General features: G+C 71.7%; 15 protein-coding genes and 2 pseudogenes. 6 read left to right on the top strand and 11 right to left on the bottom strand.

Translation table 11 applies throughout. The features are described from left to right. Nucleotides 1-59: 59 nt before the first annotated feature. Nucleotides 60-1643 (bottom strand): spermine/spermidine synthase domain-containing protein, encoded by a 1584-nt coding sequence (locus tag V2S66_RS21470; protein WP_330797530.1) that lies wholly within the window; start codon nucleotides 1641-1643, stop codon nucleotides 60-62. A gap of 219 nt (nucleotides 1644-1862) precedes the next feature. Further along, complete coding sequence (locus tag V2S66_RS21465) at nucleotides 1863-2384, bottom strand: DUF2617 family protein (RefSeq protein WP_330797529.1); 522 nt, start codon at nucleotides 2382-2384, stop codon at nucleotides 1863-1865. 453 nt (nucleotides 2385-2837) lie between these two features. On the opposite strand from V2S66_RS21465, the gene V2S66_RS21460 reads away from it, so the two are divergent. Beyond that, nucleotides 2838-4028, top strand: a complete 1191-nt coding sequence (locus tag V2S66_RS21460; protein WP_330797528.1) for a pyridoxal phosphate-dependent aminotransferase — start codon at nucleotides 2838-2840, stop codon at nucleotides 4026-4028. A 60-nt stretch (nucleotides 4029-4088) separates the two neighbouring features. Here the strand turns inward: V2S66_RS21460 and V2S66_RS21455 are convergent, their stop codons facing one another. Together V2S66_RS21455 and V2S66_RS21450 are read right to left on the bottom strand one after the other, a co-directional pair. Next, nucleotides 4089-5150 carry a ParA family protein gene (locus V2S66_RS21455; RefSeq protein WP_330797527.1) on the bottom strand — a complete coding sequence of 354 codons (1062 nt, stop codon included), beginning with the start codon at nucleotides 5148-5150 and terminating at the stop codon, nucleotides 4089-4091. Beyond that, the gene (locus V2S66_RS21450; protein ID WP_330797526.1) at nucleotides 5147-6352 is read right to left on the bottom strand and encodes an ATP-binding protein; all 1206 of its coding nucleotides are present in this window, start codon (nucleotides 6350-6352) and stop codon (nucleotides 5147-5149) included. Before V2S66_RS21450 ends, V2S66_RS21455 begins: the two co-directional genes overlap by 4 nt. Nucleotides 6353-6494: 142 nt before the next feature. On the opposite strand from V2S66_RS21450, the pseudogene V2S66_RS21445 reads away from it, so the two are divergent. Continuing rightward, nucleotides 6495-6938, top strand: a pseudogene (locus tag V2S66_RS21445) (aminotransferase class I/II-fold pyridoxal phosphate-dependent enzyme); the annotation flags it as partial. Nucleotides 6939-7057: 119 nt separating this feature from the next. On the opposite strand, the pseudogene V2S66_RS21440 reads toward V2S66_RS21445, so the two are convergent. Then, nucleotides 7058-7432 (bottom strand): annotated as a pseudogene (locus tag V2S66_RS21440) (Uma2 family endonuclease); the annotation flags it as partial. Between the two features lie 167 nt (nucleotides 7433-7599). Here V2S66_RS21440 and V2S66_RS21435 point away from each other — a divergent pair. After that, nucleotides 7600-7878: a hypothetical protein gene (locus V2S66_RS21435; RefSeq protein ID WP_330797525.1), complete on the top strand. Its 279-nt coding sequence runs from the start codon at nucleotides 7600-7602 to the stop codon at nucleotides 7876-7878. 217 nt (nucleotides 7879-8095) lie between these two features. Here V2S66_RS21435 and V2S66_RS21430 read toward each other — a convergent pair whose 3' ends face one another. Next, on the bottom strand, nucleotides 8096-10321 hold the full coding sequence (locus tag V2S66_RS21430; protein WP_330797524.1) for a tetratricopeptide repeat protein: 2226 nt from the start codon (nucleotides 10319-10321) through the stop codon (nucleotides 8096-8098). A gap of 14 nt (nucleotides 10322-10335) precedes the next feature. Further along, a complete protein-coding gene (locus V2S66_RS21425) occupies nucleotides 10336-11463 on the bottom strand; it encodes a hypothetical protein (RefSeq protein WP_330797523.1) in 1128 nt (375 codons plus the stop codon). An 886-nt stretch (nucleotides 11464-12349) separates the two neighbouring features. On the opposite strand from V2S66_RS21425, the gene V2S66_RS21420 reads away from it, so the two are divergent. Next, nucleotides 12350-13189, top strand: coding sequence for a helix-turn-helix domain-containing protein (locus V2S66_RS21420; protein WP_330797522.1), 840 nt, complete (start codon nucleotides 12350-12352; stop codon nucleotides 13187-13189). Nucleotides 13190-13381: 192 nt separating this feature from the next. On the opposite strand, the gene argG is transcribed toward V2S66_RS21420, so the two are convergent. Both argG and V2S66_RS21410 read right to left on the bottom strand, forming a co-directional pair. Then, nucleotides 13382-14836, bottom strand: coding sequence for an argininosuccinate synthase (argG, locus tag V2S66_RS21415; protein ID WP_330797521.1), 1455 nt, complete (start codon nucleotides 14834-14836; stop codon nucleotides 13382-13384). A 131-nt stretch (nucleotides 14837-14967) separates the two neighbouring features. After that, nucleotides 14968-15564, bottom strand: a complete 597-nt coding sequence (locus V2S66_RS21410; protein WP_330797520.1) for a GNAT family N-acetyltransferase — start codon at nucleotides 15562-15564, stop codon at nucleotides 14968-14970. Nucleotides 15565-15733: 169 nt separating this feature from the next. Here V2S66_RS21410 and V2S66_RS21405 point away from each other — a divergent pair, with 169 nt between their 5' ends. Beyond that, nucleotides 15734-17002 (top strand): hypothetical protein, encoded by a 1269-nt coding sequence (locus V2S66_RS21405; RefSeq protein WP_330797519.1) that lies wholly within the window; start codon nucleotides 15734-15736, stop codon nucleotides 17000-17002. A gap of 57 nt (nucleotides 17003-17059) precedes the next feature. Here V2S66_RS21405 and V2S66_RS21400 read toward each other — a convergent pair whose 3' ends face one another. Together V2S66_RS21400 and clpB are read right to left on the bottom strand one after the other, a co-directional pair. Beyond that, entirely contained in the window at nucleotides 17060-17596 is a 537-nt protein-coding gene (locus tag V2S66_RS21400) for a type III secretion system chaperone family protein (protein ID WP_330797518.1), read from the bottom strand. Nucleotides 17597-17665: 69 nt separating this feature from the next. Then, entirely contained in the window at nucleotides 17666-20281 is a 2616-nt protein-coding gene (gene clpB / locus V2S66_RS21395; RefSeq protein ID WP_330797517.1) for an ATP-dependent chaperone ClpB, read from the bottom strand. 346 nt (nucleotides 20282-20627) lie between these two features. Here clpB and V2S66_RS21390 point away from each other — a divergent pair, with 346 nt between their 5' ends. Further along, a complete protein-coding gene (locus V2S66_RS21390; RefSeq protein ID WP_330797516.1) occupies nucleotides 20628-21866 on the top strand; it encodes a cytochrome P450 family protein in 1239 nt (412 codons plus the stop codon). Nucleotides 21867-21889 lie beyond the last annotated feature (23 nt).

Below are 21889 nucleotides of genomic sequence, written 5' to 3'. Positions count from 1 at the left end.
GACGCCGCCATGGCGGCTGGGCGTTGCCCGTTTTTCCGGTCCGGCGCTCCTGGGCGGCCCTAAGGGCGCGGGTGGAGGAGTGTCGAGGGGGGCGGGAGGTGCGGCGGCGGGCGCAGCCGGGAGCCGGCCGGGACGCGTGGCGCGAGACCGCCGCCCGAGCCGCCGCGCGGCCCGCCGGCGAGGAGGAAGGTCCAGGTGGCGGGCGGGGTGCAGGTGCGGCCGGGCGGCCGGTACGCGACGGCCGGCAGGCCGGCCGCGCCCAGGGTGGCGGCCGCCGTCCACACCGCTGCGGCGCCGGTGTGGACGGCGATCCGCCCGCCGGGCGCGAGGGCGCGTGCGGCCAGCCCGTAGAACTCCTCGGAGGAGAACTTCGCCGAGTTCGCGCCTCCCTGCTCCGGCAGGTCGGCGAGGATCACGTCGTACGCGCGGTGACCCGCCTGCGTGCGCAGCCAGTCGAAGGGGTCGGCGGTGACGGTGCGCACCCGCGGGTCGGCGAAGGCGGCGCCGTTCAGCCGTACCAGCCCCGGATCGCGGCGCCCGAGCCGGAGCATCGCGGCGTCCGCGTCCACCACGGTGACCGCGCGGACTCCGGGCCGCCGCAGCGCCTCGCGCAGGGCGACGCCGTCGCCACCGCCGAGGAGCAGCACGCGAGCCGCCGTGCCGCCGGCGGGCGCGGTCAGCGCGGAGCCGGCCGGCGCCGGAGCGGCCGGCGGGGGACCGCTCAGCGCGGGGTCCGCCAGCGCCCGCCCGTACGCCGCCGCGTCCGCCCCGCACAGGCGCAGCCGCCGGTCGGCGTAGAGCCGTAACGACGACAGCGCGGAAGCCGGGGCGGCCTCGCCGGTCAGCACGAGTTCCTGCTCGGCGTCCTGCTGGGCGACGCGCACCTGGCCGCCGTAGACCGCACGGCGGGCGGCCTGCTCGTAGGGCCCCGCGGCAGCGGCCGCGCAGCCGAGGACGGCGAGCACCGCGACGTTGGCGAGCAGCAGCTGGCCGCGCACCCGCCGGGGCACGTCCGCGCGGAACAGCCAGAGCACCACCGCTCCGCCGGCCACCGCGTTGACGACGCCGGTGGCCAGTGCGCCGGACAACTGGCCGAAGCGCGGCAGCAGCAGGAAGGGGAAGGCGAGCCCGCCGACGAGGCCGCCCACGTAGTCGGCGGCGAAGAGGTCGGCGACGGCGCCGCCCGCGTCCTGCCGTCTGATCCGCTGCACGAGCGTCATCAGCAGCGGCACCTCCGCGCCGATGAGCACGCCGATCGCGAAGGTGCAGCCGACCAGCGCGAGCCTGGCCTGCCCGTACCAGGCGAAGAAGCCGTACAGCGTCATCACCGACAGCCCGCCGACCAGGGCGAGCACCGACTCGACGGCGGCGAAGGCGGCCGCCGCGCGCAGCCGCAGCCGTTTGGCCAGCAGCGAGCCGCAGCCCATCGCGAAGACCATCACCGACAGCACGACGGACGCCTGCGTGACGGGATCGCCGACCAGGTAGGAGGCGAGGGCGACGAGTTCCAGCTCGTAGACGAGACCGCAGGCCGCGCAGACGAACACCGCGGCGAGCACCAGCGCGCGGGCCGCCCCCGCGGGCACGGGCAGGCGTGCGCCGAGCGGCGGAGGGGCCTGGGTGCGGCCGCGCTGATCGATCATGATGTGCACGCTATGTCAGGGCTGCGTCGCGGCATGTCACTCACAAGAGTGGGATCGGCGGACTCCGACGCACGGCCGTACCGCGGTGCGGACGCGTACGCGCCCCCGCTCCCGGCCGCGCGCCCCCGCGTGCCGTACGCCCGTACACCGCCTGTCGCACACCGCGTGCCGTACGCCCGTACACCGCGTGCCGTACGCCCGTCGGCTCGCCGGACGCGCTCACGTCAGCGCGCGGATCTGCGTCCTGGTGGCCACCAGCCGGCCCTCCTGCGGGTACGCGTGCCAGGTGCGCCAGCGCACGCCCCCGGTCGTGCACTGCACCAGCAGGGCGGTGAACGCGTTCTCGTCGCCGGGGAAGGTACCGGCGAGGCCGTGCGGATGGTCGGCGACCAGCGCGAGCAACTCCTGCGCCCGGCCCTCGAAGGAGCCCCTCGACAGCGTCTCGATGCGCGCCGCGAACTCGTAGTCCCACGGCCCCACCCGGCGGGCCACGCCGAAGGGCAGCGGCGCCTGGCTGCCCGGCAGGCACGCCACGGTCTCCGAGCAGCCGCCGCGCCCGGCGTCGACCAGCACCTGGTGGGACGCGCCGAGCAGCCGTAACTCGACCTGGGCGCGCAGGCCGCGCTCGTCGCCGACCTCGACGTCGAGCACGGCGAGCGCGGGCAGTGGTTCCTTTCCGAGGCACCAGGCGAGGTCGCCCGCGCGGGTGTCGGTGTAAGCGGTCTGAAGGGTGGTGAGCATGGGGTCGGCTCCGCAGGCACGCAGTGGAACAGGCACGCAGGCACGCAGTGGATCACGCACGGCGATGGAACAGGCACGGTGGACGAGAGGGGCCGACCCGCGCCCGCCGGAGAACCCGGCCCGAGGGAGTTCGGTCCGGGTCCGGTCAGGCCGAGGAGGTGCGCCGGCTCGCACCCACGTGAAGTCCGCGGACCCCGGGGATGTTGGGGAGTCCAAGGGTGTCCAATGGCTACGGAATCACGAAACGAGGGGTTCCCTCAGCGTTTTTACCCATCTGTGCGTACTTTCCATCCCTTGGAGCGCTTGTGGGTTCAGGTGTTCACGTGGTCTCGTACCCTTCGCGGGTCGCAGTCGGCTCGACGTCGGCGCGGCGCGGGCTCGCGGTCGGAGCCCGCGGTCGTCGTCGGATTCGGTGCGCCGTGGGGCGCGGGTGACGGAAGCGGGTGGGGTCGGATGCGGGCCACGGGCGAAGCCGGACGCAGGCCGGTGCTGAACCGGCGGCTGGAGGGCCTCGGCACGACGATCTTCGCCGAGATGTCCGCGCTGGCCCTCGCCACCGGGGCGATCAACCTCGGCCAGGGCTTCCCCGACACCGACGGCCCCGAGGCGGTGCGCGAGGCCGCGGTGCGCGCGCTGCGCGACGGCCGCGGCAACCAGTACCCGCCGGGGCCCGGCGTCCCGGAGCTGCGCCACGCGATCACGGCGCACCAACAGCGCTTCTACGGGCTCGACTTCGACCCCGACACCGAGGTCCTGGTCACCGCGGGCGCCACCGAGGCGATCGCGGCCGCGATGCTGGCGCTGCTCGAACCGGGCGACGAGGTCATCGCGTTCGAGCCGTTCTACGACTCCTACGCCGCCTGCGTCGCGATGGCCGGCGGAGTCCGCGTCCCGCTCACCCTGCACGCCCCGGACTTCCGCCCCGACCTCGACGCACTGCGCGCCGCGGTCACCCCGCGCACCCGGCTGCTCCTGCTCAACTCCCCCCACAACCCGACCGGCATGGTGCTCACCGCCGCCGAACTCGCCGCCATCGCCGAACTCGCCGTCGAACGCGACCTGCTCGTCGTCACCGACGAGGTCTACGAGCACCTGGTCTTCGACGGCGCCGCGCACACCCCCCTCATCTCACTGCCCGGCATGCGCGACCGCACGGTCAGCATCTCCTCGGCGGGCAAGACCTTCTCCTTCACCGGCTGGAAGGTCGGCTGGGTCACCGGCTCCCCCGAACTGGTCGCCGCCGTCCGCACCACCAAGCAGTTCCTCACCTACGTCGCCTCGGGCCCGTTCCAGTACGCGGTCGCCGAGGCGCTGGCCCTCCCCGACAGCTACTACGCCCACTTCGCCACCGACCTCCGCGAGAAGCGCGATCTGCTGGCCGCGGGCCTGCGAGCCGCGGGCTTCCAGGTCTACGAGCCGCAGGGCACGTACTTCATCACCACCGACATCGCCGCACTCGCCCCCGGCAAGGACGCGTTGACCTTCTGCCGCACCCTCCCCGAACGCGCCGGCGTCGTCGCCGTCCCCAACTCCGTCTTCTACGACCACCCCACCGCCGGCCGCACCCAGGTCCGCTTCGCCTTCTGCAAGAAGCCCGACGTCCTCCAGGAAGCCGCCAACCGCTTGCGGCGCTCGACCAAATGAGTTCAGGACCTTTCGCCCCACAGAACGTGAACCAGCCTTGAGAGCGGCTATGAGTCGTGGTCAATCCTCTGCGGCGTGGCCCGTCTGGGCCTCCCGCTCCGCGAGGCGGGAGAAAACCGATTCGGCCAGCGCCCGAAACTCCCGGAAGCAGGTTTGAACGTATTTCTGTGTGCTGCCGAGCGCTCCATCGGCTGGCTTGAGGTCGAACATCGGTTTCCGGGCGTCGTGAGCCAGCGGCATGAGGCTTCGGTAATTTCTCAGCGTCGCGATCTCGTAAGAACGATCAGTGGAAGATGCCGTCTCCTGACCCAATACAGCCGTGCCGAAGACCCACGGGATACGCTCCAACCACCGGGCGTACGCCTTGACCGGGCGGTCAAGGCGCATCTCGGGTTGCATGATCACATACCCGAGAGGTTGCATCAGCGCCCTGGGTGCTGAGATATTGGTGGGCACACGGGGCAGAATAGACTGTTGCCAGTCCTGCCGCCAATTCCGCAACGTCGGGCCGAGATTGCGCAAACCCTTGAGAGAGAAGAGGTCCGCTGCGAGTGGCATGAGCACTGCATCTGCGGCCAGCAGTGAAGCTCTATTGATCGCACCCAGATTGGGGCCAATGTCGATGAGGACGATATCTGCTTCCACCGCTTCGGCAGCCTCCTGGACGATACGATGGAAGGCCGTTGTCGTCCTGATCGCCGCGATATCCCCTGCGTAGGTTTTAAACCATTCATTGGAAAGCTTGTCCTCGAATCGGCTCAGTTCAAGACTTCCCGGCAGTAGCCAGAGACCTGGCGCCAGAGCAGCAGGGCGGACTGTCTTGATATCGCCCGTGCCTTCAAGGATAGGGCGGACGGCGTCAGCAATCGTCTGACCCGGACCGACTCGTCCGGTGGCGGGGAAGGCGGGGTTTTTCACACCCTGCTCGATGAGCTCGGAAGAGTCCTCCCACAGTTCCTCCAGTTCCGTCTCATCCAGACACATGGCCGTGAGGTTCGACTGCGGATCGAGATCCACCGCGAGAACGCGAAATCCGATGCGCTGGAACATGTGCGCCAGATGATAAGCCAGAGTGGTCTTTCCGACACCACCCTTGTTGTTGAAGAGCGCGATAGACGTCATGAAGCCCTCCTCAGAGTCACCGACCACGATGAATCATCGACCTGGAACTCAGGTGGAGGATTGCCGTTGCGCTCCAGGGCAGCCCGGATCCGCCCGATACCTCGGCCGAACCTGTTGACATAGCCGAGTGACTTCATTGCAGCGGCCAGCGAAGGGTTGCGATAGTCATTTACGCGGTCGAAGTTGTCGCTTCGGACCTGCCCGTACGGGCCGCCTGGATTGGTGACCTCAATCCTGTCATCGAACCAGGCGATGCGAGTCGCAGCGTAGGAGGTCTCGTAGTTTCGGTGCATGAGTGCGTTCATGCAGACCTCTCGTAGGGCCTCGAATGGATATTCGGGCCGTTGTTCCTCGCGGAAGCCGTCCTCCACGAGTCGGGTCCGTAGGTGTCCGCGGAGGACGGGCTCCAAGCGTGCGGCAGTGTCAACGATGTTCTGCCGCAACTCCTGGTCGTCGGCGATCGGAGCATCGAAGTCGACGCCTTGGTAACGGACAAACTGCACGTAGGCACCCGGAATGAAGCTGCTCGGGTCGAATCCCACGACCAGCAGACCCAGCACAGTCGGAACTGGGTCGTCCACCGAGCGACTCAGATGCAGCGAAGCCAGTTGCTGAGGCAATGGCCGCCCGTTCTCCTCGATCACGTCCGGGTCGACCACCGCCGGCAGGTATGTACTGCGGAAAAGCTCGAGGTCAAGGTCGTGCAGCGTGCTCGACGGCAACAGGCGAGTGTCGTAGGGGCCATCGGCGGCCCGTCGGCGCTCAGTAAGTACCCGTTCGTCGTCGCGCGTCGCCCGTCGCGTCGTTGGGCCAGGCCGGACCCAGACGACGCCCTCGAAGCGCACAGGCGGCGTTGCCGATGCCTCCACGCGGATACGGATTACCGGCTTGCCCCGATAGACGACCGCCTCAACGGTGAACGAAGGACGGTCAAGGATCCGGCCGTCGTCCCGGAGATCTGTCAGCGCGAGCAGTGCCCGGTCGCTGATGTCGATGCCGTCAACCGGTTCACCCTTGTCGTCCACTCCGATGAGGATGTCTCCTCCTCCTTGTCCGGCGAGGTCATTGGCCATCGCGCACACGGCGTTGCCGATCGCGTCGCCGCGCCTGCCCTCGCGCTTCGCTGCGCTCTTGAACTCAAGCCACGGCGTCTCTCGGGTACCCAGGGCATCGGCAATGTCTGAAGTGCTCACGGTCGCCATTCTTCATCATGGCTGCTCATCGGCGCGGGATCCTAGGTCGAAGGGATCAGCGGATGCGGCCTGGGCACCTCCTGGAGAATCGCATCGCTGCCGCTCGTCCAGGCGGTATGAGTATCGTGGGCGAATAGGTGTAGAAAACGGAGTGGCCTGGGTCACCGGCTCCCCCGAACTGGTCGCCGCCGTCCGCACCACCAAGCAGTTCCTGACGTACGTGGCCTCCGGGCCCTTCCAGTACGCCGTCGCCGAGGCCCTCGCCCTCCCCGACGCCTTCTACGCGGACTTCCGCGACGACCTCCAGGCCAAACGCGACCTGCTCGCCGCCGGCCTCACCGACGCCGGCTTCCAGGTCCACGCCCCCCAGGGCACCTACTTCATCACCACCGACATCGCCCACCTCGCCCCCGGCACCGATGCCTTGACCTTCTGCCGCGAACTACCGGGGAAATGCGGCGTCGTCGCCGTCCCCAACTCCGTCTTCTACGACCACCCCACCGCCGGCCGCACCCAGGTCCGCTTCGCCTTCTGCAAACGCGAAGACGTCCTCCGCGAAGCCGCCGAACGCCTCCGCAAAGCCTTCAGCGGCTGAGCGCCGCCTTACAAGGCGCCGGGCGGCCTTCGTCACGACGACTGTGTATATGTCCTCACGTGATCGGGCTGCGCTGCCGGGCTGCGTTCCGTGAACCGGTCCTGTGGCGGGTACCGCCGTCAGCGGGCGTCCGCCTCGGGGCGCGGAAGTTCGTCGAGGTCCAGGGTGAAGGTGCGACCGTCCGCGAGGGGGATGGCGAGCTCACCGGTGCCGTACTTGTGGGTGTGCGCAGCGATGTGACCGGTGCCGGTCGGCTGAGTGTGGAGGTCGACTTCCTGGGCGTACGGGTCGACCACCAGGTAGACCGGAATCCCGTAGCGGCCGTACTCGGCCGTGCAGTCGTCGTAGTCCTTGCGGGCCGAGGAGGTCGAGACCGCTTCCGAGATCAGCAGGACGTCTTCGAAGCTGTAGCGCTTGCCGTCCCGCCGGGCGTCCTCACGAAGGATCGCCAGGTCGGGAGCCGAGTTCTCGTCGGCGGGAAAGTCGATGCAGACGTCCGAGGAGGCATCTCCCGGCCGTGCAACCCCCGCGGCGACGGCGGCGTATGTATGGGCGACGGGTGCCCCTGTGACGCGTCGTCAGATCGCTCCGGACCGGCCCACCCGCACCCGCCCCGGCGCTCCCCGGGGCCCACCTCCCGAACGAGAGAAGAGAGATGTCCATGACGACGACGAAGCGATTCCTGCGCCGGACGGCCTGCGCCGTGGCGGTCGCAGGCCTGATCGGAGTGGTCCCGGCCGGCGCGGCTGTCGCGGCCACCGGCAGCGACGCCCCTCGCGCCGCCTCCGGTGTCGCAAAGCCCCTCGGGAACCCGTGGATCTACATCGGCGAGTACCAGTACAAGTCCACCTGCGACAGCGTCGGTGCGAGCTACCACCGGCAGGCCTGGCGCTGTGACTGGGACGCGCCCGTCTACGCGCTCTACGTCTACTACGTGTAGAGCCTGACTGCCGCAGCACTCCCAGCAAGGGTGCCGGCGGCTCTCAGACGCTCGGGCAGCAGCGCGCAGCGGACCGTTGAGGAGGCCCGGGTCGGCGCAGCCGGTACGACCGGCTGCGCCACGCGATCCCGCGTGGGCCCCACCCGCTCACCGAACGGCACAGCGAGCATTCACCCGGATGAGTGTGTGACAACGGGGGCCCGGGTCACCGGCGGGGTCAGCTTCGGCGCCAGTCGCTGAGGGCAGCCGAGATGTCCGGGTCGTCGGGGGCGAGGAGTGCGGCCACGTCGAGCTCGGCGAGCGCCTCGTCCCGGAGCCCTGCCTCGCGCAGCACGAAGGCATGGTTGTAGCGCACCGCCGGGTCGTCAGGCGCCAGCGCAGCGGCCCGGGCAAGATCGACCAGCGCCGCGGCCGTCCCGCCGATCGACATGGCGACCGCGGCGCGGCCGCTCCACGCGGCCACCAGGTCCGGGTCGCTGCGCAGAGCCCGGTCGAAGCAGTCACGGGCCTGCACGTGCTGTCCCAGTTCGGCGTGCACTTCTCCCAGCACGGTCAGGAGGTGCGCGTGGTCGGGCGCTGTGGCGAGCCCGTCGCGGGCGTCCGTCTCGGCGAGCGCGGTCTCCCCCCGCTCAAGCCGTATCCCCGCCCGGTTCACGTACGCGTCGACGTTGTCGGGTTCGAGGACGAGAACCCGGCTGAAGTCGTCCAGGGCCCCCTCCTGGTCCCCCACGTCGGTCCGGGCGTTGCCGCGGTTGTAGAACAGTTCGGGAAAGGGCGGCCCGAGCCGTACGGCCTGGTCGTACGCCGCCAGGGCCTCCTGCGGACGTCCCATCCTCCGCAGCAGGTTGCCCCGGTCGAAGTGGTACTCCGGATAGCCCGGGTCGACGCGGAGTACGGCGTCCAGGTCCGCCAGCGCCTCGTCCAGACGGCCCAGCGCGCCCAGCACCTGCGCCCGGTTGTGCCGCAGCACCGAGCGGTGCAACTGGTGCTCTTCGGCGCCCAGTTCGCGGTCCAGGGTCTCGATGCCCGACGTCACCAGGCGCAGCGCCGCCTGCGGATTGCCCCGGTGCGCCTCGATCAGCGCCAGCCCGTTGCGGTGGAAGACGCTGTGGAACGCACGCTCGCTCGCGTCCGGCAGCAGCGACGCCAGGGCGATCGCCTCGTTGATCCACCCCATCGCCCGGTTGTGGTCCCGCCGCTCCGGTGCGAGGTGGCGGGTGTAGAGCATCGCCGTGGCGTAGGCACACTCGATGTGGACGAGCGGGTCGACGCTGTTGGAGCGAGCCTCGTCGCAGGTCGCCTCGGCTTCCTCCACCCGGCCGAGCGCCGACAGGCACGTCGGCAGCTTCCGGGTGAACTTCCAGCGCATGCGTTCGTCCTGCTCCCAGTCGGCCAGCGCCTGTCCCCTTCGGCAGAAGTCGGCCGCCGCGTCGTAGAACCCGAAGCGCATGCAGTCGTTGACCGCCTTCAGCAGGCTCGCAGCGCCGCTGCCCAGCCGGTCGCTCCCGTGCTCCCTGTGGTGGGGCAGCGCGCCCCACGCGGACGACGCCTCGCCGGCGGCCTCCAGTTCGGCTGCCCGCCGATCGTGCATCCGCTGCCGCAGTTCCGTCGGGACCAGCAAGTACGCCGTGCGCAGCTCGTCGTCGACGCAGTCGCCGTTCACGTACTGTTCGGCCAGCGCCGCGGGATCGGCTCCGGACGCCGCGGCCGGCACGGCGGGGGCCCGCACCAGGCGCAGGCCGTCCAGCAGGTCCGGCGTCAGCAGTTCCGGGCTCTCCAGCCCAGGCTCCGCGTGGTCGTCCGCGGCCGGCGAATCGAGCAGGTGCCCGGTGCCGCTGACCACCAACGTCAGCCGGCGCGACGGCATCCGCCGCAGAAGTACCGCCAAGAACTCGCGATCCGTGGGGTCCGCCTCGTCCACCGCGTCCACCAGCACCGACCCCGGTGGCAGCACTCCCGCCGCGAAGGCATCCGACAGGAAGTCGGTCAGGCCGTGGGCGATGCGCCGGGTCCGCAGCCTCGAGTAATAGCGGGTCCGCTCCTCCGGCGCCGCGAGCGAGGTGAGCGTCTCGGGTGCGGCGGGCACGAGCGACCGCAGCTCGGGGGCGGCCGTGAGGATCTCCACCACGTACGGCTCCAGCAGGTCCGCACGGGCCGCGAGCACCCGGGGGACGATCGCGCGCAGCAGCGTGCCCGCTGCCGTGTACGGACCACGCAACCGCCGGTGGGCGTGGATGGGCGGAACGAGGGCGGCCGGCAGGTCAAGCCCGGAGTGGCACGCCAGACGGTCACGCCGGTGCGCTCCGATCACCAGGACGTGGGCCGCCGGCGCGCCGGACGCGTCGGTGCGCGTGGCGGAGGCCACGGCGGTGGCGGGGGCCACGGCGGTGACACCGCCGGTGGCTCCGTCCGTCCCGGCGGGAACCGTGCGGGCTGTGGGCATGACGACCTCCGAGGTCACGAGGCGGAGACGGGGGCGGCGGACGGACGGGCCCTGCGCTGCCGCACCGACAGCCACACGGCGAACGCCACCTGGCCCACGATCAGGAGCAGGAAGACGCAACTGTCGGCGATCTGCGGCGCGTCGGCGGAACCGGCGGTGAAGCGGGAGAAGACCATGCGCAGCAGGTGGACCGTGCCCGGCAGGATGGCGAACGCGAAGGTCGTCAACGACACGCCGTAGCCGACGATCATGAGGACCGCGTACCAGCGGGCGACGGCACGGTCACGCGGATGCCACCGGTCCGGGTCGTGGGCCGGTGCACGTCCGGTCCAGGCCCGCCACCTGTTGGCGTTGAGCTGCCGGGCGGTGGTGTGGAGGTCGACACAGCCCAACACCGTGGTGACCAGGTAGTAGACGTCCGTCTGGAGGAAGAACCAGCCCTGCCACAGCAGGCGCAGCCCGGTCAGGTAGGCGAGGGCCAACGCCGCCGACGCCACGGCGGACCCCGTCCCGCCGGCACCGCGCAGCGCGGCGGCGCACAGCGTCAGCGCGGCCAGCACCGCGACGTCGGTGAGCATGCCGGCCAGGATGGGGAGGTAGCGCTTGCGGCGGGGCACCGCGACCAGGCCGTCCATCGTGGTGAGGAACACCAGGTAGTGGAAGCGCCGCCCCACCGACAACCGTGAGGGCAACCCCAACCGGCGTCCGGCCAGCGCGTGCGCGGCCTCGTGGAGCAGGACGAGCGGCGTCTGCGCGGCCAGCAGGACCACGGTGATCACCGACACGTACTGCGTGAAGAACAGCCGGTGGTACGTGGGCGCCAGCGAGTGGTCGAACGCCACGACGGCCGCCCAGGCGGCGATCAGGCATCCGAACAGCACAGCGGTGGCCCGCGAGAACAGCGCGCGTCCCAGGCGCTGCCACCGCACTGGCACGTCCTCCTGCGCGGAGGGCGCAGGCTGCTCGCCGTCCATGACGAATCCGAGTTCCGCCAGGTCGGTGAGGAAGTCGTGGACGTCCACGGTCTCGCCGTACTGGTCCTGGTACCAGTCGGCGGCGGCGTCGGCATCGGCGCCGTCGACCATGCGGCGCAACAGGGCGGCTCCGTCGTCCGGCAGCACGACGAAGACACCGGTGTCCATGCGTCCCACGGTCGTCTCGTCCCCGTCAGGCTGGAATACCAGCGGATGGAAGGCGATGCGCGACGGGCGGCCGTCATACCGTGCGTCCGGCGGGGAAGGCTGCGCCAAGGGGTCCTCCGCCCTGGGACAGGCGTTGTCGGTGGGAGACGTGGGAAGCCGCGCACGTGTCCACGACACACCGCGGACACGTGCGCGGCGAAAGCGTCAGGCCGCGTCGCAGCCGCACCCGTAGAGCGAGGCGCCCACGCTGGTGAGCTTGACCGAGCCGGCCTTGCGAATCGCGATCTTCTTCATGTCAGTGCCTTCCTGAAACGGAGGGAGGTGCTGCGAGGTGAGGACACCCTGCGCCACAGATGTACCAACCGGACCGGGGGCGACCAACGGCAAAGAACGTTCACAGAACAACCACAGAACAACCGCCGACCGATTGCAGACCGATTGCAGACCGCTCGCGGAATATCTCCCGTCCGACGCGGCATCGGACGAAGGAAGTAACCACAAAGGCGTAGATCGGCTCACATCGCGTCCAGCCGATGGTCATGCAGGCACCGGAACCTCCGCACCGCCGATGCGCCGTTGACACGCCAAGGTCAACACCTACACAATAAATTCGGTCGCTGACAGAAAGGAATTTGCTTCCGAAGCGATACGCCAGACCTCCATACGTGGTATGGGAATGGCCACTTGTACGGTCACCGGACGACGGCGTCGGTCGTAGATGGCCACGACGCACAGGAATCTGCCGTGCACTGAGAAAGGCCATGTCATCGGGGTTTCTCACGCGGCCCCGTACGGCCGCGCCATGAGCCGTCCGGCGAGGCCGGTCCGCCAGGTCCGGCCGACGCCCTGCCGACGGGTGCCGACCCAATAGCAGGAGGTGCTCCGCTTGGGACAACAGGACACAGCCGCAGGCGACAGACCGGATGAGGTGGACGGCGTCAATGGCGTCGGAGCTCAGCGCGGAAGTCGATCATCCGCACAGACGTCATTCGCCGTCACCCTGCGCCGACTCCGATTAGAGGAGGGAATGTCGCTGCGGGAACTGGCCCGCCGGCTCGGCTACAGCGCCCACAGCACCATCGCGGATTTCGAGAGCGGGCGCAGGCTCCCGTCCGAGACGCTGGTCCGCGAATGCGAGGCACTCTTCGCGGTCACCGCGGGCTCTCTGGTCGCGCAACGCCGTCAAGTCCTGGCCGAGAAAGCTGCTTCCGATCCCGCATTCGGCCGCCACGGCGAGTCGCGTCTTCCGCCCGCGGCGACGCCCGATTCCCCTCCCCCGGCCGACCCGGTCGGCCTGCGGTCCGCCGCGCTGGCGCTGATCGAGGCTCTCGACGGCCGACCGAGTGCCCCGACCCCGGAGAGCCGGGGCCCCGGCGGCGTTCCCGACGGGAACGCCGCACGCGACCACGCCGCCGACCAGCGGCCGGGCGACGCGTCCGGCCTGAACACCGCCCTCCTGCTCCTCCTGCGCGCAGCCATGCTCCACCTGGCTCCTCCGACCGAGGCCCGGGGTACGGGCCATGCCGAGCGGATGCGAGGGACGGCAGCCGGCACCTCCCTGCGACACGGGGGCGACATGCCCGGCGAACGCCTCGGCGAACGGCACCCGGTCAGCGACGCCGGCAACCCGGTGCAGGCGGCCGACCGCCGGTCCGCCGCGTTGACGCGGCGCCGGCCGGAGCTGTCCGCCCGGACGGACGCGAACCGTCGGGCCGCGAACGCGTGAATGCGTGCCCGAGGTGTGGCCTGGGCCACCGGCTCCCCCGAACTGGTCGCCGCGGTCCGCAACTCCGCCTTCTCCGTGCGCCATAGCTGGTACCTGTCCGCGAAGCCCGCCCGGCCGCGGCCCCCGGCCCCGGGCTCCGCCCCAGAACTCCGGGCCGCGCCCCCGCCCCCGGCCGGAGGCCCGCCCCCGGCCTCAGTCCGTGCCGAACTCCATCGCCGCGCTGTCCAGCAGCTCCTCCTCCTCGGAGACCTCGCCCCGCGAGGCGATCGCCTCGGCGCCGCCCTCCGGCATCTGCGGCATGCTGCCGATCAGCCCGGTCGCGGCCGCCTGGGCGGCGCCGACCGCCGGGCCCGCCGCGCCGATCAGCCCGAGCTGCACGTACTGCTCCAGCTTCGCGCGGGAGTCGGCGATGTCGAGGTTGCGCATGGTGAGCTGGCCGATCCGGTCCACCGGGCCGAACGCCGAGTCCTCGGTGCGCTCCATGGACAGCTTGTCCGGGTGGTAGCTGAACGCCGGGCCCGAGGTGTCGAGGACCGAGTAGTCCTCGCCGCGCCGCAGCCGCAGCGTCACCTCGCCGGTGACGGCGGCGCCGACCCAGCGCTGGAGCGACTCGCGGATCATCAGCGCCTGCGGGTCGAGCCAGCGGCCCTCGTACATCAGCCGGCCGAGCCGCCGCCCCTCGTTGTGGTACTGGGCGAGGGTGTCCTCGTTGTGGATGGCGTTGACCAGGCGCTCGTACGCGGCGTGCAGCAGCGCCATGCCGGGGGCCTCGTAGATGCCGCGGCTCTTGGCCTCGATGATCCGGTTCTCGATCTGGTCGGACATGCCCAGGCCGTGGCGGCCGCCGATGGCGTTCGCCGCCGACACCAGGTCGACGGCGGAGGCGAACTCCTGGCCGTCGATGGTGACCGGGCGGCCCTGGTCGAAGCCGATCGTCACGTCCTCGGCGGCGATCTCGACCGACGGGTCCCAGAACCGCACGCCCATGATCGGGTCGACGGTCTCGATGCCGGTGTCCAGGTGCTCCAGGGTCTTCGCCTCGTGGGTGGCGCCCCAGATGTTGGCGTCGGTGGAGTACGCCTTCTCGGTGCTGTCGCGGTACGGCAGGCCGTGCGCGAGGAGCCACTCCGACATCTCCTTGCGGCCGCCGAGTTCCAGCACGAAGTCGGCGTCGAGCCAGGGCTTGTAGATCCGCAGGTGCGGGTTGGCGAGCAGGCCGTAGCGGTAGAACCGCTCGATGTCGTTGCCCTTGAAGGTCGAGCCGTCGCCCCAGATCTGCACGTCGTCCTCGAGCATCGCGCGGACCAGGAGCGTGCCGGTGACGGCGCGGCCGAGCGGGGTGGTGTTGAAGTAGGCGCGGCCGCCCGAGCGGATGTGGAACGCCCCGCAGGTGAGCGCCGCCAGGCCCTCCTCGACCAGCGCGGCGCGGCAGTCGACCAGGCGCGCGATCTCGGCGCCGTAGGTCTTCGCGCGGCCGGGCACCGAGCCGATGTCGGGTTCGTCGTACTGGCCGATGTCGGCGGTGTAGGTGCACGGGACGGCGCCCTTGTCGCGCATCCACGCGACCGCGACGGACGTGTCGAGGCCGCCCGAGAAGGCGATGCCGACGCGCTCGCCGGCGGGAAGGGAGGTGAGGACCTTGGACATGGGAAGAGTATGCATTGGATCGCATGATCATGCAAAGCCCTTGGCCGGAGGCCCCCCGCCCCCTTCCCTCGCGCCTCCTCGCGCCTCCTCGCGCGTCCGCTCCGGCGCCCGCTCGCGCGTCGCTCCGCGCGCTACCCCCGCCGCGGCCGCCCGCCCGGGTCGGTGGCGAGGCGGGCGTGCAGGTGGGAGTCGTGGCGCAGGCCGGCCGGGTCGACGAAGGACTCGCGGAGCGTGCCCTCGACGCGGAAGCCGGCGCGGGTGGCGACCCGGCAGGAGCCCTCGTTGGACAGGGCGTGGTCCAGGCCGATCCGGTGCAGCGCCAGCCCGCCCTCGGCGGCCGGGCGGAACGCCCACGACGCCGCGGCGTCCAGCGCGCGGGCGGCCACCGCCCGGCCCCGGGCGGCCGGCGCCACCCAGTAGGCCGCGACGGCCTGGTCGGGCACGCGCTGGATGTCGCGCAGGCCCAGGTACCCGAGGAAGCCGCCGCCGTCCGCGTCCGTGATCGCGAAGGCCGCGGTCCCCGACGACCAGGCGGTCAGCCGGGCCGTCAGCCACACCCGGCCGCGGTCGGCCGGTGCCGCGTCCGCCACCACGCGGCCGGCGGCCCAGCGCAGGATGCCGGCGTCCGCCATCGCCTCGGTCACGGCGGCCTCGTCGGCCTCGACGAGCGGCCGCAGCAGGAGGTCACCGGCGGTGAGCGTGCACGGGGTCAGCGTGGGCGAGGTCATGGCCAAAGCTTAGGACGGCCCGGACCGCACCCGGCCGAGCCCCCGACGACGGCGGGCCCGGCGTCCGGACGGGGGGTGGTGGGCGTGTCCCGGGGCTGGGCGGCGGCGGGGGCGCGGATAGTCGAGATGTCCGTGTCGTACATGTTCGGGGTGGGGAGGGAGCCGCCGCGTGAGCAGGACCGCACCCGCGCCGACGCCGTCGGGCACGCCGGAGGCACCGCACGCCGCGCAGGCGGCCGGCGCGGCCGGCACTCCGGGCGGCGCGCGGGCCCACGTACGGGCGGTGGGCGCGGGCTGGCGGCGCGCGCGGGCCGCGGTGACGGTGTTCGTGGTGGCGCGGCTGGCCGGGATCGCGGCGGTCGCGCTGGTGGCGCACCACCGCGGCAAGCACCCGCGCGACGTGCTCGGCCTGGCGTGGGACGGCCTGTGGTACCACCGGATCGCCGACTGGGGATACGGCACCTTCATCCCCAGCTGGAAGAGTCCGGACCTGCGCTACAGCGACCTGGCGTTCTTCCCGCTGTACCCGACGACCGTGCACGCCGTGGACGCCGTGCTGCCGGCCGGCTCGGTGGTGTGCGCGCTGCTGGTCGCGTGGCTGAGCGCCGTGCTCGCCGCGTGGGGCGTGTTCGCGGTCGCCGACCTCTGCTACGGCCGCCGCACCGCGACGGCGCTGGTGCTGCTGTGGGCGCTGCTGCCGTACTCGGTGGTGCTGACCATGGCGTACACCGAGCCGATGATGTGCGCGCTGGCCGCCTGGGCGCTGTACGCGACGCTGACCCGCCGGTGGGCGGCCGCCGCGGCGCTGAGCGTGCTGGCCGGCCTGGCCCGGCCGAACGCGGTGGCGGTCGCGGCCGCCGTGTGCGCCGCGGTGCTCGCCGACGGGTGGCAGCGCAGGCGGCAGGGCCGGCCGCAGGACCGGCGCGCCTGGCTGGCGGCGGCGGCCTCCCCGCTGGGCTGGTGCGCCTACGTGGTCTGGGCCGGCCTGCACAGCGCCGCGCCCGGCTCCGGCGAACCCGCCGGCGGACCGCTCGGCTACTTCCGGGTGCAGCACCGCTGGGGCTCGGACTTCGACTTCGGCCACTGGGCGCTCGGCTACGTCAGGCACATGGCGCTGACCACCGACTCGCTCACCGCGTACCTGACGGCCGCGCTGTGCTGCGGCGCGGTGCTGCTGCTGGTGCTGGCGGCGCTGGACCGGATGCCGCTGCCGCTGCTGGCGTACTCCGCGGTGCTCGTGGTGATCGCGCTGGGCGGCACGGACTTCTTCTCGTCCAAGCCGCGCTTCCTGCTGCCCGCCTTCCCGCTGCTGGCCCCGTGCGCGGTGACGCTGAGCAGGGCCCGGCCGCGCGCCGCCGCCGTGGCGGTGGTCGCGCTGGCCGGGATCTCCCTGGGCTACGGGGCGTACGTGCTGACCGCGGTCAGCATGCCGGTCTGAACGCCGGCCCGAACGCCGGGCCGAGCGCCGGCGGCACGGCCGCCCGCCGCCCCGGGGTCACTCCTCGTCGGAGCCGGGATCGGCGTCGGAGTCGCCCTCCGCGTCCTTCTCCAGGCCCAGGGTCTCGCCCACCCACTTGTCGAACTCGATCGACGCCCGCACCCAGCTCACCGTGCTGGACACGAAGTGCTCCAGGCTGACGCCCAGGCCGATCAGCGTCTGCGCCTCGCCGATCAGGCGGACCGAGCCGTCGTCGTGGGTGTGCGTGTAGACCTTGGGCCACAGGGTGCGGCGGTTCCAGTCGTCGATGACCTCGTGCAGCTGCGGCTTCTCGTCGACGCTGTACGCACGCTCGTAGAAGGTGCGCACGGCGAAGACCGCCTGGTCACCCTCCCCGCGGAACATGAAGTAGGTGCGGAACTCCTCCCAGGGGGCCGCCAGGTCGCCCTCCTCGTCGACGAGGTACTTCAGCTCCATCTGGTCCAGCAGCTGCTTCACCAGCTCCTGGTCGGGGATGACGACCTGGCCGGGGCCGGTCGGCTCGGGGTCCGGCTGGCCCCCGAAACTAGGAATCGAGGACGGGTCGATGCTCACCGTGAAGTCCCTTCGTGACGTCTCCCAGCCATCCTCCCCCATCTCGGGGCGCAAGTGGCAACCGCGCGGTCACTTGCTGAGATCCGGCCCGGTCACCGGGCCGACGATCAGTCCGCCGGCCGCCCGGTCGGCCCGTACGGTCTGGCCGTCGAGCACCTCGCCGGACAGGATCGCGCGGGCCAGCGGGTCGCCGATGGCGGTCTGCACCAGGCGGCGCAGCGGCCTCGCACCGTAGGCCGGGTCGTTGCCCTCCTCGGCCAGCCAGTCCAGCGCCTCGTCGGTGACCTCCAGGGTCAGCCGGCGCTCGCGGAGCCGGTCGCCGAGCCGGTCGGTCTGCAGCCGGGCGATCCTGCGCAGCTCGGCCTTGCTCAGCGCGGAGAAGACCACGATGTCGTCCAGCCGGTTCAGGAACTCCGGCTTGAAGGACGCCCGGACCGTGCTCAGCACGTTCTCCCGCTTCTGGTCGGCGCCCAGCGACGGGTCGACCAGGTACTGGCTGCCCAGGTTGGAGGTGAGGATCAGGATGACGTTGCGGAAGTCGACGGTGCGGCCCTGGCCGTCGGTGAGCCGGCCGTCGTCGAGCACCTGCAGCAGCACGTCGAAGACCTCGGGGTGCGCCTTCTCCACCTCGTCGAGCAGCACCACGCTGTACGGGCGGCGGCGCACCGCCTCGGTGAGCTGGCCGCCCTCCTCGTAGCCGACGTAGCCGGGGGGCGCCCCGACCAGGCGGGCGACGGAGTGCTTCTCGCCGTACTCGCTCATGTCGATGCGGACCATCGCCCGCTCGTCGTCGAAGAGGAAGTCGGCCAGCGCCTTGGCCAGCTCGGTCTTGCCGACGCCGGTCGGGCCGAGGAAGAGGAAGGAGCCGGTGGGGCGGTCCGGGTCGGCGATGCCGGAGCGGGAGCGGCGTACCGCGTCGGACACCGCGCGCACGGCCTCGCTCTGGCCGATCAGCCGCCGGCCCAGCTCGTCCTCCATGCGCAGCAGCTTCTGCGTCTCGCCCTCCAGCAGCCGGCCGGCCGGGATGCCGGTCCAGGCGGCGACCACGTCGGCGATGTCGTCGGGTCCGACCTCCTCCTTGACCATGTTGGTCGAGGGGCCCTGGGCCGCCGCCTCCTGCTCCTCGCGGGTGGCCTCCTCCAGCTCGGCCTCCAGCTTCGGCTTCTCGGCGTAGAGCAGCTTGGAGGCGGTCTCGAAGTCGCCGTCGCGCTGGGCGCGGTCGATCCGGGTGTCGATGTCGTCGAGGCGCTCCTTCAGCTCGCCGACCCGGTTCAGGCCCTGCTTCTCCTTCTCCCAGCGGGCGGTCAGGCCGCGCAGCTCCTCCTCGCGGTCGGCGAGGTCCTTGCGCAGCTTGTCCAGCCGCTGGACCGACCCGGGGTCGGTCTCGTTCTTCAGCGCCATCTCCTCCATCCGCAGCCGGTCGACGGAGCGCTGCAGCTCGTCGATCTCGACCGGGGAGGAGTCGATCTCCATGCGCAGCCGCGACGCGGACTCGTCGACCAGGTCGATGGCCTTGTCGGGCAGGAAGCGGGAGGTGATGTAGCGGTCGGACATGGTGGCCGCGGCGACCAGCGCGGAGTCCGCGATCTGCACCTTGTGGTGCGCCTCGTAGCGTCCCTTGAGGCCGCGCAGGATCGCCACGGTGTCCTCGACGGTCGGCTCGGCGACCAGCACCTGCTGGAAGCGGCGCTCCAGGGCCGGGTCCTTCTCGATCCGCTCGCGGTACTCGTCCAGCGTGGTGGCGCCGACCATGCGCAGCTCGCCGCGGGCCAGCATGGGCTTGAGCATGTTGCCCGCGTCCATCGCGGAGTCGCCGCCGGCGCCCGCGCCGACGACGGTGTGGAGCTCGTCGATGAAGGTGACGATCCGGCCGTCGCTGTCCTTGATCTCGGCGAGCACGGCCTTCAGCCGCTCCTCGAACTCGCCGCGGAACTTCGCCCCCGCCACCATCGCGCCGAGGTCGAGCGAGACCAGCCGCTTGTTGCGCAGCGACTCGGGCACGTCGCCCTTGACGATGCGCTGGGCCAGGCCCTCGACCACCGCGGTCTTGCCGACGCCGGGCTCGCCGATCAGCACCGGGTTGTTCTTGGTGCGCCGGGAGAGCACCTGGACGACGCGGCGGATCTCCTGGTCGCGCCCGATCACCGGGTCGAGCCTGCCCTCGCGGGCCGCCGCGGTGAAGTCCGTCCCGTACTTCTCCAGCGCCTTGTACGTGCCCTCCGGGTCCTGGCTGGTCACGCGCTGCCCTCCCCGCGAGGTCTCGAAGGCGTCGAGCAGCTTGCGGCCGCTCGCGCCCTCCCTGGTCAGCGCCTCACCGGCCGGGCCGCCCTTGACGGCGATCCCGATCAGCAGGTGCTCGGTCGACAGATACGCGTCGCCGAGGTCCTTGGCCCGCTCCGAGGCGTCGGCGATCACCGCGAGCATGTCACGGTTGGCCTGCGGCGGCGCCACCGTGGAGCCCTGCACCTTGGGCAGCGCCGCGACGAGCCGCTCGGCGTCCGCGCGGACCGCGGCCGGGTCGGCGCCGGCGGCGGTCAGCAGGTCGAGGACGTTCTCGTTCTCCGCGCCGCCCATCAGGGCGAGCAGCAGGTGGGCGGGCGTCAGGTCCGGGTTGCCCTCCGACACGGCCCGCGTGTTGGCGGCGTTGATCGCCTCCCGGCTCTTGTTGGTCAGCTCGGCGTCCACGAGGGCGGGTTCCTTTCGGTCGTGACGGATGTGACGGCCGTCGACGTCGTGACGGTCGGTGGCCACCACGACTTGCCTTCGGCACCATGAAGCAAGTTGAGTCTATCCCACTCAAGGCGGTTTTCGGGCGCCCCACCGAGCAGACCCGAGGCGGACCCGGAGCGGACGCGAGGCCGACCCGTGGCGGGCAACCCCTTTTGTGCCGGGGACCGGCTGATTCCGGGCGATCGAACGGCCGAATACCGGGTGAACGTTGAGGAAGCGCGCGCAGCAGTGCGAGAATCGGGCGCAACTCCACCGGGAATGACCGGAGTTGACCCTTTCTCCTGCGCGTGTGAGGACTCCTATGAGCACTGCGCACTCCCTGGACCCGTCCGGCGCCGGCGTGCACACGCAGGCCGCGGCGCTGCGCGAGAGCGCCGCCGCGTGCCCGGTGGCACTGCCCGGCGGCGTCGACGGGATGATCGTCTCCCGGCACAAGGAACTGCGCGACTTCCTCGCCGACCCGAAGGTCGCCAAGAACGCCCGCCACTTCGCCGCGTACCAGGAGGGCCGGGTCCCCGAGCAGTGGCAGCTGAACGCCTTCGCGCTGGTCAGCGGGATGATCACGGCGGACGGCGACGACCACAGGCGGCTGCGCGGGCTGGCCGGCAAGGCGTTCACGCCGCGCCGGGTGGCCTCGCTGCGGCCGTGGATCGAGAAGCTCACCGGCGACCTGCTGGCGGCGCTGCCCGGACACGCGGACGCCGACGGCGTGGTGGACCTGCGCCGGCACTTCGCGTACCCGCTGCCGATGGGCGTGATCTGCGAGCTGCTAGGGGTCGGCAGCGGCTACCGCGACCGGCTGCACACCCTCACCCACCGCATGGTCAGCACGTCGAGCGGCGGCGGCGACGCGATGGCCGCGCAGCGCGAGATCCACGCGATCCTCGGCCGCGTGGTGCAGGAGCGCAGGGCCGATCCCGGCGACGACCTGACCAGCGCGCTGATCGCGGCCCGCGACGACGCCCTGCACGACGGCGCCGAGCGGCTCAGCGACGAGGAGCTGACCGGCACTCTGCTGCTGATGATCGTCGCCGGCCACGAGACCACCCTGAACCTGATCACCAACGCGGTCCGCGCGCTGTGCCGCCACCCCGAGCAGCGGGAGCTGGCGCTGTCCGGCGAGGTGTCCTGGGACGCGGTGGTCGAGGAGACCCTGCGCTGGGACAGCCCGGTCGCCAACTTCCCCTTCCGCTACCCCACCACCGACCTCGTGGTGGACGGCGTCACCGTGCCGCGCGGCATCCCGGTGCTCGCCGGGTACGCCGCGGCCGGCCGCGACCCGCGCGAGTACGGGCCCGACGCCGACCGGTTCGACATCACCCGGCCGCCCAGCCGGCACCTGGCCTTCGGGCACGGCGCCCACTACTGCCTCGGGGCGCCGCTGGCCCGCCTCGAAGCGGTGACCGCGCTGCGGGACCTCTACGCCGCCTACCCCGGGCTGCGGCTGGCGGCGCCGGACGAGGAGCTGCCGCCGCTGCCCGGCTTCATCGGCGCGAGCGTCGCCGCGCTGCCGGTACGGCTGGCGCCGCCGACCGCCTAGTGGGCCGACGGCCCCGTGTGCCG

Source organism: Actinacidiphila polyblastidii (assembly GCF_036353415.1).
GTDB lineage: Bacteria > Actinomycetota > Actinomycetes > Streptomycetales > Streptomycetaceae > Actinacidiphila > Actinacidiphila polyblastidii.
This window is presented reverse-complemented; position numbering and strand designations above follow the sequence as displayed.

Excerpts from the sequence above, each read along its gene's own strand:
- V2S66_RS21470 (WP_330797530.1), bottom strand. The coding sequence starts at position 1,643 with ATGATCGATCAGCGCGGCCGCACCCAGGCCCCTCCGCCGCTCGGCGCA.
- V2S66_RS21455 (WP_330797527.1), bottom strand. The coding sequence starts at position 5,150 with ATGACGTCTATCGCGCTCTTCAACAACAAGGGTGGTGTCGGAAAGACC.
- V2S66_RS21410 (WP_330797520.1), bottom strand. The coding sequence starts at position 15,564 with ATGACCTCGCCCACGCTGACCCCGTGCACGCTCACCGCCGGTGACCTC.
- argG (WP_330797521.1), bottom strand. The coding sequence starts at position 14,836 with ATGTCCAAGGTCCTCACCTCCCTTCCCGCCGGCGAGCGCGTCGGCATC.
- V2S66_RS21450 (WP_330797526.1), bottom strand. The coding sequence starts at position 6,352 with ATGGCGACCGTGAGCACTTCAGACATTGCCGATGCCCTGGGTACCCGA.
- V2S66_RS21460 (WP_330797528.1), top strand. The coding sequence starts at position 2,838 with ATGCGGGCCACGGGCGAAGCCGGACGCAGGCCGGTGCTGAACCGGCGG.
- V2S66_RS21390 (WP_330797516.1), top strand. The coding sequence starts at position 20,628 with ATGAGCACTGCGCACTCCCTGGACCCGTCCGGCGCCGGCGTGCACACG.
- V2S66_RS21435 (WP_330797525.1), top strand. The coding sequence starts at position 7,600 with ATGACGACGACGAAGCGATTCCTGCGCCGGACGGCCTGCGCCGTGGCG.
- V2S66_RS21465 (WP_330797529.1), bottom strand. The coding sequence starts at position 2,384 with ATGCTCACCACCCTTCAGACCGCTTACACCGACACCCGCGCGGGCGAC.
- V2S66_RS21425 (WP_330797523.1), bottom strand. The coding sequence starts at position 11,463 with ATGGACACCGGTGTCTTCGTCGTGCTGCCGGACGACGGAGCCGCCCTG.
- V2S66_RS21430 (WP_330797524.1), bottom strand. The coding sequence starts at position 10,321 with ATGCCCACAGCCCGCACGGTTCCCGCCGGGACGGACGGAGCCACCGGC.